Raw genomic sequence first — 13,188 nt, 5'->3', positions numbered from 1 at the left:
CCAGTTCTGCTCGATTGGCTCTCCGGCGGACTCACCGAGTCACAACTCGGGTGTCGGCACGGTCGATGACCCTGCGCCGGGACGGACCGGCGGCATACTGATCCGATGGCGTTGACGGATGAGGCGATCGTCAAGATCAAGGAGATGATCACCTCCGGCGAGCTGGGCCCGGGCGACCGGCTGCCCAAGGAGGCGGACCTGGCGGCCAGGCTCGGGCTGTCGCGCAACTCGCTGCGCGAAGCGGTGAAGGCGCTCACGCTGGTGAACGTGCTCGACGTCCGGCACGGCGACGGCACGTACGTGACCAGCCTGAGCTCCGCGCACCTGCTCGACGCGCTCAGCTTCATGGTCGACCTGCACCGCGACGACTCGGTCCTGCAGTTCTTCGAGGTACGCCGGCTGCTCGAGCCCGGTGTCGCGGCCCTCGCGGCGGCCCGGATCTCGGCCGAGCAGCTCGCCAACCTCCGGCTGCTGACCAGCGACCTGTCGCCGAGGGCGGACGTCGACGAGCTGGTCACCAACGACCTGCGCTTCCACCGCGGCATCGCCGAAGCGACCGGCAACGCGGTCGTCTGCTCCCTGCTCGACGGGGTTTCCGGCGCCACCCAGCGGGCCCGGATCTGGCGCGGGGTGACCCAGGCCGGTGCCGTGGAACGGACTCTGGCTGAGCACACGGCGATCCTCGACGCCCTCGAGCAAGGAGACGCCGAGGCCGCTCGGGCCTGGATGACAGCTCATATCGCCGGCGTCGAGTCCTGGCTCCGCAAGGCGCCGTAACCGCGGTACGCCGAGCCGTCGCTGTTCGCGGCGGCGCCGGCTCCTCGGCCGCGGCTGGACCGGCACGCGAGCCGGTGTCACCCGGTTATTTCGTTGCCCTGGCTGTCGCGGGCTGGCTACCCTTGACGGTGTCTTGTCGCCGATGTCAGGGGGTGCGGGTTGTCGAACTGAGGTCTCTCTTCAGCAGCGGTTGATCGCCACCGTTCGGTGCGCGGTCTCGTTCGAGATCTCGGAGTACACCCTGATGACTGCCTCTTTGACGTGCAACGACCTCTTTTTCGCCTGGCCGGACGGTGACGTCCTGTTCGACGGGCTCTCCTTCGCCGCGGGGCCGGCCCGATCGGGACTGGTCGGCCGCAACGGCACCGGCAAGTCGACGCTGCTCCGGCTGATCGCCGGCCGGTTGACCCCGCAGCGTGGCTCGATCCGGGTCAGCGGCGAGCTCGGTTACCTGCCGCAGGACCTGACCCTCGACACGACGCTGCGCGTCGACGCCGCGCTCGGCATCGCGGCGGTCCGGCGGGCGATCACCGCGATCGAGTCGGGCGACGCCTCCGAGCGGAACTTCGCCGTGGTCGGCGACGACTGGGACGTCGAGGAGCGGGCCGAGGCGCTGCTCGGCAAGCTCGGGCTCGGCGCGATCGAGCTGGACCGGTCCGTCGGCGAACTGTCCGGCGGCGAGACGATCCTGCTCGGCCTGGCCACCGAGCTGCTCCGGCGTCCCGACGTCCTGCTGCTCGACGAACCGACCAACAACCTCGATCTGCGCGCCCGGCGCAAGCTGTACGACGCGGTCGACACGTTCCGGGGCGCGCTGCTCGTCGTCAGCCACGATCGGGAGTTGCTCGACCGGGTCGACCAGATCGGCGAACTGCGCAAGGGCGATCTCACCTGGTACGGCGGCAACCTGACGGCGTACGAGGAGGCGGTCGCGATCGAGCAGGAGGCGGCCGAGCGGACGATGCGGTCGGCCGAGTCCGACGTCCGGCGGCAGAAGCGCGAGCTGATCGAGGCGCGGATGAAGATGGACCGCCGCCGGGCCGCGGGGCAGCGGGCGTTCGAGGCCGGGGGGATCCCGAAGATGGCCGCGGGGGCACTGAAACGGTCGGCGCAGGTGTCGGCCGGCAAGCACCTCGGCATGCACAGCGACCGGCTCGAGGCCGCCCAGGACGCGCTGGCCGAGGCGGAGGAGAAGGTCCACGACGACGACCACATCCGGGTGGATCTTCCGGCCACCGCGATCCCCAACGGCCGCGTCGCGCTGCGGCTGCGGCACCTGGAACTCCGCACCGGCCTGATCGCGGACCTGGAGATCCGCGGGCCCGAACGCATCGCGCTGACCGGGCCGAACGGCGCCGGCAAATCGACGTTGCTGCACGCGATCACCGGCCAGTCGTTGCCTTTGGTCCCCTATCGGTTGTTGCCCCAGCGCCTGGATCTTCTCCAGGACGAGCTCTCGATCGCCGACAACCTCGCCGAGCTCGCGCCCGGCACCGACAACAACGACCGCAGAGCCCGCCTGGCTCGCTTCCTGTTCCGCGGCCGGGCCGCCGATCAGCCGGTCCGCACGTTGTCCGGCGGCGAACGCTTCCGGGCCACCCTGGCCGCCCTCCTGCTCGCCGAACCCCCGCCTCAACTCCTGATGCTCGACGAGCCGACCAACAACCTCGACCTGGCCAGCATCGCCCAGCTCCGCGACGCGCTCGCGTCGTACGAGGGGGCGTTGCTGATCGCGAGCCACGACCTGCCGTTCCTGCGGGAGATCGGCATCACCCGCTGGCTGGCGATCGACGACAACGAACTCACCGAGATCGGACCCCTCTGAGATGCGAAGAGCAGGCCGCCTCCGCTGCCTCCCGACCGCCTTCCCCACGGCGCCCCGGACCTCTGAGTCCCTCCGCGCGGACCCCAACCACACCCGCCGTACGCCGTGGCCCAGGGTTCCGCGACGGGGCCCGGACCCGCGGTACACCCACCGGGGAGCTCGCTGAAACCGTACGCCGATGAGGCGACCTCGCTGAGACCGCGCGCCGACGTGGTGACCTCGCCGAGACCGTACGCCGACGTGCTGACCCCACCGGCCACCGTCAGGGCCGCGGGTTGATCCGGCGCCAGCGCGGGCCGAGGTCCGAGGCGCGCTTGCCCGCGACGGCGGCGCAGCGCGGACACTGCCGACGGACCTCGTCCGCCGCGCCGCCGGTCTCCACGAACGTGTCCTCCCAGGCCACGTTCGCGAAACCGGCGAAGCCGAGCCCGGTGCAGCGGCAGACCGCACACGGTCTGGTTCAGCCCCTGCTCCCAGGCATGCACTTCGCCACCGGGCAGGCGAGCCCCGTCCTCGTCGATCCACTGACTCGACGCCGCCACGGCGTACCGTCTGCGCGCTGCCATCCCGCCGCCTCCCTCCGCGAACCTGCCGGCGGACCTGCGGTACCCGGTTCGGCGGCTTGTTACCCCGGCTCACACCCGACGGCTCGATCGTGGTCCGTCCAGGCCCCAGGAGACGATCGTGGTCGGGGTGATCGTGATGACCTCGCGGGAGAAGTACGGGAGCGGGGGATCGTGGTTGGTCAGCGCTTCGGCCGTGCCGCGGAGTTCGATGCCTCGCGCCAGCCATGGCTCCACCGACGCCAGGTCGTCCACCACCAACGACACCGTGCTGCCGCGCTGGATGTTGCGGAACTTCTTGGACGCCCCGAGTGCGTGCCCTCCGATCGTCACCGTCCCGGCGGCGGCGTCGACGAAGAATCCCACTGGGTTGTTCTGCACCTGGCCGGCCGGCGAAACAGTGGCCAGCCGGCCGATCCGCTGGCTCACGAGATAGTCGAGTTCTGCGTGTGTGAAAACCATGTCGGCAGTCTGCAACCCTGCCCCTGGGGGCAAGCCAAATCGGTCAGCCGGTGAGCATCAGCTCGGCCGGGAGGTCCGGGTGAACACCTGCTCCAGACGCGCCAGTGACTTCTCGGCGTACGCCGTCCGGCCGGTTTCCAATCCGTAGTGCAGGTCCTCGAGCAGCGAGCAGCGGGCGTAGAACCAGGCGCGGTCGCGCAGGTCGTCGGGGCACCGATCGAGTGCCGCGTCCAACGCCGCCGGACCCAGGTCGCGAAGAATCAGCCCGAAGTCCCGCGCCGGATCGCAGACGGCGGCGTCGGACCAGTCGATGACGCCGGTGACCTTGCCGGTGCCCGGAGCAACGAGCACGTGCTCGATGCCGAGGTCGTTGTGCGAAAAGACCAGCCGGTCGGCCGGTTCCGGCAACGGGCTGTCGAGGAAGCTCTCCACGCTCTGCTGCTGGCCGGTCGTCAACGTCTCGGCGACGTCCGCGTACTGCTCGGCCGCCTCCTCAAGCCAGTCGGTCAACGGGGCGTCGTCGACGTCGACCAGGTCGGTCCGTCGCTCGAGACCCGACGTGTGCAGGGCGGCGAGCAGGATGCCGAGTTCGGCGCCCACGGCAACGGCGTACGCCGCGCGTTCGGCGAGCGGGACGTCGATCAACGGAGTCCCTGGCACCTTCCGGTACGCCAGGCAGTTGTGCTCGCCGAGCACGAACACCGGTTCGGGAACCGGCAGCGGACTCACCCGCCCGACCTCCGCCAGCAGCGCGGCCTCCCGCACCACCGTGCCGGCCTCCTGCGCGATCCGCACGACCAGCTCGCCGTTGACCTCGTACGCGACGTTGTCCAATCCCGCGCCGAGACGTTCGGCACTACGCACGACATAGCCCGGCAACCCGATGCCGACCAATTGTTCGATGTCCACGGACCCGACGGTAGCGGGTGAGACCAGGCTGGACCCTTTCGTTCCTAGGCTGTACGCCGACCGGTTGTTCGAGCCGGCGTAGCCGTCGAGGAGCCGAGTTTGTCCGACCAGCAGTGGGGGCCTCCCGGTCAGTACCCGCCTCACCAGGGTCCGCCTCCCGGCCAATACCCGCCACCCCAGGGTCCGCCGTCCGGTCAGTACCCGCAGCAGTCCGGCCCGTACTACGGCGCCCCGCAACCTGGTCCCCAATACAACGCGCCGCCGCCCGGGTACTACGCCCCGCCGCCCACCCAGTACGCCGCACCGCCCTACGGCCCAGGCCAGCAGGGATTCGGCTGGGGCCCACTCCCGACGCAGCCGGTCAAGAAGCGCGGAGGGGCGCTGGTGCTGCTCGCCGTAGTCGGCGGGCTCGCCGTACTGGCCGCTGTCGTCGTCGGATTCGGCTTCGCTGCCGGCGGGGACGACTCGACCGCCACCCCGCCGGTGGCCCAGCCGAGCACCGAGCCGACCTTCATCGACACCCCTACGGCATCCGTGCCGACGGCAACCACCGCGCCGCCGGCGACCCGTCCTGCGACGACGCGGCCGCCGACCACCAGGCCGTCGCCCAAGCCCGCGCCGGTGCTGACGCCCTGGCAGATCGCCTCCGGGAACAAGCTCTACCGCGTCGGCACGCAGCCCTCGGTCGGATGCCGGGAGTCGAGGGCCGGGCTCGGCAACCAGGCCAACTCCACGGCGTACTACCGGTCGCTCAAGGCGTGCATGGACCGAGCGTGGCGCCGGCAGGTGACCGCGGCGGGTCATCGGTTCCGCTCGCCGGGGCTGCTGACGATCGCCACCAACGGCACCTCGCCCTGCGGAACCGCGCTCGACGCGCTGGCCTTCTACTGCCCGATGAACCACACGATGTACATGAAGTCCGACCTGGACATCCAGTACTGGCGCCAGTCGCAGACATTCAGCCGTGCGGTGGCCTCGCACGCGGCGGCCCACGAGTACGGGCACGCCCTGCAGGAGATGACCGGGATCCTGCGCGCGTCCCGGCGGCTGAGCTACAACGCTCCGACGAAGGCGGCCGCACTCGAGACGGCCCGGCGCAAGGAACTGCAGGCGTCCTGTTTCGGCAACCTGTTCCTCGGCGCGAACAAGAACAGCTACGGGATCCGCGGAGCGCTGCGCACCCAGTGGCTGTACGTCGTCAACAACACCGGCGACCGGGCCGGGAACCCCCGGGACCACGGAAGCCCCCGCAACCACGGTTTCTGGTCGCGCCGGGCCTTCGACCGTCCCAACCTCGCCGTGTGCAACACGTTCACGGCCCCGTCGTCCCAGGTCAGCTGAGCGTCGGCGCGTCCTCGCGCAGCAACCCGGCGGACTTGAGGTCGGTCCAGAACGCCGCCGGGATCTCGACGCGGAACAGCGCGGCGTTGGCGTGGACCTCGGCGGCGGAGCGGCACCCGACGGCGATGCCGGCGACGGCGGGGTGGAACAGCGGAAAGGCGAGCGCGGCCGACGGCAGCGTGATGCCGTGGGACTCGCAGACGTCGGCCAGCTGGTTGGCCTTCTCGATCAGCGGCTGGGCCGCCGGGGCGTAGTTGAAGGTCGCGTCGGACGACGGGCGCGGCTGCGCCATCAGGCCGGAGTTGAAGACGCCGACGGCGATCACCTGGGTGTCGTTCTCGACGCAGGCCGGCAGGACGTCGTCCAGCCCGTCCGGGTCGATCAACGTGTAGCGGCCGGCCAGCATGATCACGTCGACGTCGACCTCGCGGACGAACCGGGTCAGCATCGCGCTCTGGTTCATGCCCGAGCCGATCGCGCCGATCACGCCCTGGTCGCGCAGCTCGATCAGCGTCGGGAACGCGGTGGCGACGGCCTCCTCGTAGTGGTCGTCGGGGTCGTGCACGAACACGACGTCGAGCCGGTCGGTGCCGATCCGGCGCAGCGAGTCCTCGATGCTGCGCAGCACACCGTCGCGGCTGAAGTCCCAGCGGCGCCGGCGCTTCGTCGTCACCGCGAAGCCCTGGTCGTCGGGCGCCTCGGTGTCGGCCTCGTAGATGATCCGCCCGACCTTGCTGGACAGCGTGTACTCCGAGCGCGGCTTGCCGGCCAGCCCGGCGCCGAGACGCTCCTCGGCCAGCCCGAGCCCGTAGTGCGGCGCGGTGTCGAAGAACCGCCAGCCCTCTTCCCAGGCCGCCTCGACCGTCGCGATCGCGTCGGCGTCGGTGATCGGCGTGAACAGGCCGGCCAGCGGAGCGCCGCCCAGCCCGATCCGCAGGTCCGTGGGGAAGATCTTCACGACGGTGTCACCTTTCCGACGAGGAACGAAGCGAACAAGACAGTACGCGGTCAGTTCCGGGCCGCGGGGAGGCGGAGGTTCTGCATGCCGCCGTCGACCGCGAGTGCCGTACCGGTGGTGGAACCGGACAGCGGGCTGGCCAGGTAGACGATGGCGTTGGCGACCTCGTCGGCCGACACCAGCCGGCCCATCGGCTGGCGGGCCTCCAGCGCCGCGCGCTCGGCCTCCGGATCGGCCGCCGCGTCCAGCAGCCGCCCGACCCACGGCGTGTCCGCCGTACCGGGGTTCACGCAGTTGACCCGCACGCCTTCGCGCACGTGGTCGGCGGCCATCGCCATCGTCAGCGCCAGTACGGCGCCCTTGCTCGCGCTGTAGACCGCCCGGTTCGGCAGGCCGGCCGTCGCCGCGATCGAACAGGTGTTGACGATCGCCGCCGCCGAGGACCGCCGCAGGTACGGCAGCACCGCGCGCGTCACCCGGGCGATTCCGACCACGTTCACGTCCAGGACCCGGTGCCACTCCTCGTCGTCGTTGACCGTGACGTTGCCCTGGGCCCCGATTCCGGCGTTGTTCACCAGCACGTCGATCCCGCCCAGGCGCAACGCCGCGGCGGCGACCGCGTCGCGCACGGACCGGTCGTCGGTGACGTCGGCCGCGATGCCGGTCAGCGGCGCGGGCACGTCCGGCTTCAGGTCGAACACGACCACCTCGGCACCGCGCGCGGCCAACTGCTGGGCCGCGGCGAGGCCGATGCCCGACGCGCCACCGGTCACCACGGCCTTCAGGCCGGCGAAATCCGTCACTTCGGCTGCTCCTTCGATTCGGTCCAGACCTTGCCCTCGGGAAAGCGGAAGTCGCGCAGTGTGTCCGCGGACATCTCCGCCCCGAATCCCGGCCGCACCGGCGCGACGTAGTGTCCCGCGTCGATCACCACCGGGTCGAGAAAGTGCTCGTGCAGGTGGTCGACGTACTCGATCACCCGTTGGTCCGTACTACCACTGACCGCCACCAGGTCGAACATCGACAGGTGCTGGACCAGCTCGCACAGCCCGACCCCACCGGCGTGCGGGCACACCGGTACGCCGAACTTCGCGGCCAGCAGCAGGATCGCGACGTTCTCGTTCACGCCGGCGACCCGGGCGGAGTCGAGCTGCACGAACTCCAGCGCGCCGGCCTGCAGCAACTGCTTGAACACCACCCGGTTCTGCACGTGCTCACCGGTGGCGACCCGGATCGGCGCGATCCCGCGCGCGATCGCGGCGTGCCCGAGGATGTCGTCCGGGCTGGTCGGCTCCTCGACCCACCACACGTCGTACGGCGCCAGCGCCTTGATCCAGCTGATCGCGTCGGCGACGTCCCAGCGCTGGTTGGCGTCGATCGCGATCCGGATGTCCGGGCCGACCGCCTCGCGGGCCAGGCGCATCCGGCGCACGTCGTCGTCGAGGTTCGCGCCGACCTTCAGTTTGATCTGGGTGAAGCCGTCGGCGACCGCCTCGCGGCACAGCCGGACCAGCTTCTCGTCGTCGTACCCGAGCCAGCCGGGCGTCGTCGTGTACGCCGGGTAGCCCCGCTCGCGCAGTTGCTGCTCGCGGTCGGCGCGACCCGGTTCGGCCTTGCGCAGGATCTCCAGCGCCTCCTCGCGGGTCAGCGCGTCGGTCAGGTAGCGGAAGTCGACCAGGTCGACGATCTGCTCCGGCGTCAGGTCCGCGAGCAGCTTCCACAGCGGGACGCCGGCCCGCTTGGCGGCCAGGTCCCAGACCGCGTTGACGACCGCGCCGATCGCCATGTGCATGACGCCCTTCTCCGGGCCCAGCCAGCGCAGCTGCGAGTCGTGCACGAGCGACTTCCAGAAACCGCCGAGGTCGGCCAGCGTCGCCTCGACGTCGAGGCCGACGACGTGGTCGCGCAGCGCCTCGATCGCGGCGGTCTGCACGTCGTTGCCGCGGCCGATGGTGAACGCGAAGCCGTGGCCCTCCAGGCCGTCGCCGGCGTCGGTGCGCACGATCAGATACGCCGCGGAGTAGTCCGGATCGGTGTTCATCGCGTCGGAGCCGTCCAGGTCCCGCGACGTGGGGAAGCGGACGTCGTACGTCTCGAACTCGGTGAAGCGCGGCATGGAGGACCCGTTCTGTGGTGCGGAGGCGGAACGCAGTGATGCTGCTTGTCAGAGATCCTATAGGATATGTGGCTCACTCGTCACGGGTTTGCCGAGCCCGCTGTGGGCGACCGACTAGAGTCGGCGTCGTGGCGGACGAGCTGACCGGACAAGGCGTGCTGCGGCTGGGCCGGCGCGAGTTCGGGCCGGGGCAGTTCGCGCTGATGGCGATCGTGAACCGGACGCCGGACTCCTTCTACGACCGGGGCGCGACGTACGCGACCGACAAGGCCTACGACGCGATCGCGCGGGCGGTCGAGGACGGCGCCGACCTGGTCGACATCGGCGGGGTCAAGGCCGGGTACGGCGAACCCGTCAGCGAGGTCGAGGAGCTGCGCCGGACCGTCGACTTCGTCGCGGGGATCAGGGCCCGGCATCCCGACCTGGTGATCAGCGTCGACACCTATCGCAGCGGGGTCGCGCGCCAGGTCGGCGCGGCCGGCGCGGACCTGATCAACGACACCTGGGCCGGCGCCGACCCGGAGATGGCGGCCGCCGCGGCCGAAACCGGCGCCGGACTGGTCTGCAGCCACGTCGGCGGGCTCACGCCGCGTACCGACCCGCACCGGATGGCGTACGACGATGTGGTCGCCGACGTGATCCGGACGACGACCGCGCTGGCCGAGAAGGCGGTCGCCGCCGGCGTCCGGCGGGACGCGATCGTGATCGACCCGACGCACGACTTCGGCAAGAACACGCTGCAGTCGCTCGAGCTGACTCGCCGGCTGGACGAGCTGGTCGCGACCGGCTGGCCTGTCTTGGTCGCGGTGTCGAACAAGGACTTCATCGGCGAGACGCTGGACCTGCCGCCGGGGCAGCGCGGGAACGGTACGTTGGCCGCGCTGAGCGTGTCGGCCTGGTTGGGGGCCCGGTTGTTCCGGGTGCACGACGTACCGGCCGCTCGTCAGGCGCTCGACCTGATCGCCGTACTGCGCGGTGCCGAGGAACCCGCCGGAACCCGAAGGAGCTTGGCCTGATGCAGCGTCCGATCCTGGGGTTGTCCGACCTCACCGAGGCGGAGGTGATCGCGGCGTACCAGGTCGAGGACCGGGCGATGCCGCACCTGCGCAGCAACTTCGTCACCAGCCTCGACGGCGCGGTGGAGATCGACGGGAAGTCGAAGGCGCTGTCGGGGCCCTCGGACCAGGAGGTCTTCGGCAAGCTGCGGATGCTCAGCGACGTCGTGCTGGTCGGCGCGGGCACGGTCCGGATCGAGGGCTACCGGCCGCTGCGGCTCACCGCCGCGCGCCGGGCCTGGCGGGTCGAGCACGGCCTGGCGGAGAACCCGACGCTCGCGATCGTGTCGTCGCGGCTCGACCTGGACCCGAAGGCGCCGTTCCTGGCCGAGGCGCCGGTCCGGCCGATCGTCTTCACCCATCCGGCGTCGCCGGTCGAGGCGCGGTCGGCGCTGGAGGCGGTGGCCGACGTGGTGGTGTGCGGTCAGGCCGGGGTCGATCTGCACGCGGTCGTGAACACGCTGGTCGAGCGCGGCTTGCCGCAGATCCTGACCGAGGGCGGGCCGCATCTGCAGGGCGCGCTGACCGAGGCCGACCTGATCGACGAGATGTGCCTGTCGATCGCGCCGATCCTGGCCGGACCGGGTTCGGGCCGGATCACCGCGGGCCCGACGGCGACGGGCACGAGGTCGTACGTCTTGCGCTCGGTCCTGGCAGGCGACGACGGGTTCCTCTTCTTCCGCTACCTGCGCTCGGACGGTGCCGGAGTGGAGGCCTGAGATGTCCGTCGTGGCCGCTGCCGTCTGTCCGCACCCGCCGTTGTTGGTCCCCGAGGTCGCCAGCGGCGCTGCTCCCGAGTTGGACGACCTCCGCGCCGCCTGCCTCACCGCGATCGACCGCTTGGCCGACGCGGACCGGCTGGTGGTCGTCGGGTCGGGACCTTCACGGGGCCAGTACGACGCGTCCGCGGGCGGGAGCTTCGCGCCGTACGGCGCTCCGGGGGTCCGCTTCGGCGCCGGTGATCCCGTGCTGCCGTTGTCGCTGGCTGTCGGCGGCTGGCTGCTGGAGCAGTCCAAGGCGGCCGCTGTGCCGCGGACGTATCTGTCGGTCGCGCCGGACGAGTCCCCGGCGCAGTGCTTTGCCCTCGGTCAGGAAATTGCCCAGGGCAACGACCGGGTCGGTCTGCTGGTGATGGGTGACGGCTCGGCACGCCGCAGTGAGCACTCGCCCGTCCATCTCCACCCACGCGCCGAGATCTTCGACCACACCGTCGCCGCCGCCCTGGCGCTCGCGGACGCGACCACCCTGGCCGCGCTCGACCCGGACCTCGCGACCGAGCTGCACGCCGCCGGCCGCGCCCCCTGGCAAGTCCTCGCCGCCACCACCGGCCTGACTGGCGAGCTGCTCTACCACGCAGCCCCGTACGGCGTCGGCTACTTCGTCGCTACGTGGACCTGACGGGCGGCTAGGCGGTCGGCGCCTGCTCCACGGGGACCGGGGCCCAGCGGGGTTCGGTGGTGGCGAGGTCTTCGTGGCCGCCGGCCCTCAGCTGCTCGGCGAGTTCGGCCCGGGCGGCTCTGACTGCGGCGACTGCTTCGTCGGCGGTGGGATACGGGCCGGACCAGTTGCACACCGCGTCGCCGGCGTACCAGTCGCCGGTGCTGGAACGGCGGACGTGCGAGGTGGCGAGGCGGTCCGCGGGGAAGGCGTCGCCGCGGTCGGCGGCGAGCTGGACGACCGCGTCGACCGCGACGACCTCGGCGGTCAGGTCGAGCTTCGGCTGGAGCCGAACGGCGTCGGTCAGTACGAACTCGTAGCCGGCCGGGGCCAGCGCGCTGAGCCACGCGAAGGCTTCCTCGGCGCTCTGGCGCAGCAGCTCGGAGTTCTCCGGATCGGCGAGCGTGTGCACGCCGACCAGCCGGGTGTGGGTCGGGCGGAGCTCGTTCTGCCAGAGGCGGACCTGGAGCTCCGCGCGCCCGTCGAGCCGGCGACCGAGGATCCGGGCCAGCCCGACGACGTCGAAGTTCAGCTCGTCAGGAGTCCGGCGCCGGCCCGGCTCCAGCGGCGCCCCGGCCGCCGTACCGGACGTCGTCCAGGGCCCCACATGCCAACGTTCCAGCTTCGTCACCCGACCGAGGTTAGCCCTCGCCCGGCGCCGCCCCCGCGAAGGTCACCGGGGTCAGCTCTTGACCGGCGCCGGTACCTCGAAGGTCTTGGCCAGGTCGGTGAGGATCACCCAGGCGCCCTGCAGGCCGACGGCGGTCATCCAGGTCATGTCCGGGACCTCGTGCACCTTCGGGGCCAGCGGCTTCCACAGCGGGTTGGCCTTGAACTGCTCCGCGGTCTTGGCGCTCAGCCCCTTATCGTCGGCGTAGGTGGCCACGAAGATCGCGTCCGCGTCGGCGTCCTTGATCCGCTCGGCGCTGATCTCGGCGGCGAAGTCGTTCACGTCCTGCGACTTCGGCCGGCGCAGCCCGGCGTCCTTGAGCACGATGCCGGAGAAGCTCGCGTTCTGGTACAGCCGGGTCGGCCCGTCGACGAACCGGACCACCGAGATGGTCGGGTTGTTCGCCTTGGCGTTGATCGCGTCGCCGACGGTCTTGGCCGCGTTCTGGTACGCCGTGAGCTCGGTCTCGGCGAGCTCCTCCTGGCCGAGCGCCTTGCCGGCCAGCCGGATGTTGTCCTTCCAGGTCGGGCCGGTGGTCTCCGACATCACCGTCGGCGCGATCGCGGACAGCTGCTCGTAGAGCTTCTCGTGCCGCACCTTGGCCGAGATGATCAGGTCCGGGTCGAGCGCGGCGATCTTCTCCAGGTTCGGCTCGGCCAGCGTGCCGACCGACTGCGAGTCCTTGCCGTACGTCGTCCGGTCCTCGCCCAGGTACTCGGGCAGTTCGCCGTTGATCGTGCGGTAGTCGGTGTAGCCGACGACCGGGGTGTCCAGGATCAGCGTCGCGTCGACGAAGCTGGCGTCGAGCGCGACCACCCGCTGGGGCTTGCTGGGGATCTCGGTCTTGCCCATCGCGTGGTCGACGGTGCGCGGGAAGCCCGCCCCGGCGTCGCTCGTCGCGCCCGCGTCGTCCTCACCGGACGACCCGCACCCGGTCAGCGCGAGCGCCACCACCGTCACCACAGCACCCAGTCGGCGCATCCTCACAGCCACTCCCCACTTCGTCGGCACAGTCGAGCGGAACCCTACCCGACCCAGGTAAGGCTGTCCTCACCTAAGATCGGTCCACCATGGT

14 protein-coding genes are annotated in these 13,188 nt (G+C 71.1%); 6 read left to right on the top strand and 8 right to left on the bottom strand.

Going from position 1 to position 13,188, the window contains the following annotated elements:
* Window positions 1-105 precede the first annotated feature (105 nt).
* A complete protein-coding gene (locus tag ACQPXM_RS30265; RefSeq protein WP_432939814.1) occupies window positions 106-777 on the top strand; it encodes a FadR/GntR family transcriptional regulator in 672 nt (223 codons plus the stop codon).
* A 244-nt stretch (window positions 778-1,021) separates the two neighbouring features.
* Window positions 1,022-2,602: an ABC-F family ATP-binding cassette domain-containing protein gene (locus ACQPXM_RS30260; RefSeq protein ID WP_432939812.1), complete on the top strand. Its 1,581-nt coding sequence runs from the start codon at window positions 1,022-1,024 to the stop codon at window positions 2,600-2,602.
* A gap of 262 nt (window positions 2,603-2,864) precedes the next feature.
* Here ACQPXM_RS30260 and ACQPXM_RS30255 read toward each other — a convergent pair whose 3' ends face one another.
* From ACQPXM_RS30255 to ACQPXM_RS30245, 3 genes are all read right to left on the bottom strand, one after another.
* Window positions 2,865-3,005, bottom strand: coding sequence for a hypothetical protein (locus ACQPXM_RS30255; RefSeq protein WP_432939810.1), 141 nt, complete (start codon window positions 3,003-3,005; stop codon window positions 2,865-2,867).
* 232 nt (window positions 3,006-3,237) lie between these two features.
* A complete protein-coding gene (locus ACQPXM_RS30250; protein WP_432939808.1) occupies window positions 3,238-3,627 on the bottom strand; it encodes a PPOX class F420-dependent oxidoreductase in 390 nt (129 codons plus the stop codon).
* Between the two features lie 57 nt (window positions 3,628-3,684).
* On the bottom strand, window positions 3,685-4,536 hold the full coding sequence (locus ACQPXM_RS30245; protein ID WP_432939805.1) for a phosphotransferase family protein: 852 nt from the start codon (window positions 4,534-4,536) through the stop codon (window positions 3,685-3,687).
* A gap of 99 nt (window positions 4,537-4,635) precedes the next feature.
* Between ACQPXM_RS30245 and ACQPXM_RS30240 the strand changes: the two genes are divergently transcribed.
* Complete coding sequence (locus tag ACQPXM_RS30240; RefSeq protein ID WP_432939803.1) at window positions 4,636-5,877, top strand: neutral zinc metallopeptidase; 1,242 nt, start codon at window positions 4,636-4,638, stop codon at window positions 5,875-5,877.
* On the opposite strand, the gene ACQPXM_RS30235 is transcribed toward ACQPXM_RS30240, so the two are convergent.
* The 3 genes from ACQPXM_RS30235 to ACQPXM_RS30225 are packed head-to-tail and all read right to left on the bottom strand — an operon-like array spanning window position 5,870 to window position 8,951.
* Entirely contained in the window at window positions 5,870-6,835 is a 966-nt protein-coding gene (locus tag ACQPXM_RS30235; RefSeq protein WP_432939801.1) for an aldo/keto reductase, read from the bottom strand. The two genes, ACQPXM_RS30240 and ACQPXM_RS30235, sit on opposite strands and share 8 nt — an antisense overlap.
* Window positions 6,836-6,885: 50 nt before the next feature.
* Window positions 6,886-7,638, bottom strand: a complete 753-nt coding sequence (locus ACQPXM_RS30230; protein WP_432939799.1) for an SDR family NAD(P)-dependent oxidoreductase — start codon at window positions 7,636-7,638, stop codon at window positions 6,886-6,888.
* Window positions 7,635-8,951 carry an L-fuconate dehydratase gene (locus tag ACQPXM_RS30225; RefSeq protein WP_432939796.1) on the bottom strand — a complete coding sequence of 439 codons (1,317 nt, stop codon included), beginning with the start codon at window positions 8,949-8,951 and terminating at the stop codon, window positions 7,635-7,637. Before ACQPXM_RS30225 ends, ACQPXM_RS30230 begins: the two co-directional genes overlap by 4 nt.
* Before the next feature lie 140 nt (window positions 8,952-9,091).
* On the opposite strand from ACQPXM_RS30225, the gene folP reads away from it, so the two are divergent.
* The 3 genes from folP to ACQPXM_RS30210 are packed head-to-tail and all read left to right on the top strand — an operon-like array spanning window position 9,092 to window position 11,404.
* Window positions 9,092-9,967: a dihydropteroate synthase gene (folP, locus tag ACQPXM_RS30220; RefSeq protein WP_432951121.1), complete on the top strand. Its 876-nt coding sequence runs from the start codon at window positions 9,092-9,094 to the stop codon at window positions 9,965-9,967.
* Window positions 9,967-10,725: a pyrimidine reductase family protein gene (locus ACQPXM_RS30215; protein ID WP_432939794.1), complete on the top strand. Its 759-nt coding sequence runs from the start codon at window positions 9,967-9,969 to the stop codon at window positions 10,723-10,725. The genes folP and ACQPXM_RS30215 overlap by 1 nt, the downstream gene beginning before the upstream one ends.
* 1 nt (window position 10,726) lies before the next feature.
* On the top strand, window positions 10,727-11,404 hold the full coding sequence (locus ACQPXM_RS30210; protein WP_432939792.1) for a class III extradiol dioxygenase subunit B-like domain-containing protein: 678 nt from the start codon (window positions 10,727-10,729) through the stop codon (window positions 11,402-11,404).
* A 7-nt stretch (window positions 11,405-11,411) separates the two neighbouring features.
* On the opposite strand, the gene ACQPXM_RS30205 is transcribed toward ACQPXM_RS30210, so the two are convergent.
* Complete coding sequence (locus ACQPXM_RS30205) at window positions 11,412-12,074, bottom strand: hypothetical protein (protein ID WP_432939790.1); 663 nt, start codon at window positions 12,072-12,074, stop codon at window positions 11,412-11,414.
* A 51-nt stretch (window positions 12,075-12,125) separates the two neighbouring features.
* Window positions 12,126-13,094, bottom strand: coding sequence for an ABC transporter substrate-binding protein (locus tag ACQPXM_RS30200; protein WP_432951119.1), 969 nt, complete (start codon window positions 13,092-13,094; stop codon window positions 12,126-12,128).
* Window positions 13,095-13,188: the final 94 nt, after the last annotated feature.

This window comes from Kribbella sp. CA-253562 (genome assembly GCF_050942265.1).
Lineage (GTDB): Bacteria > Actinomycetota > Actinomycetes > Propionibacteriales > Kribbellaceae > Kribbella.
This window is presented reverse-complemented; position numbering and strand designations above follow the sequence as displayed.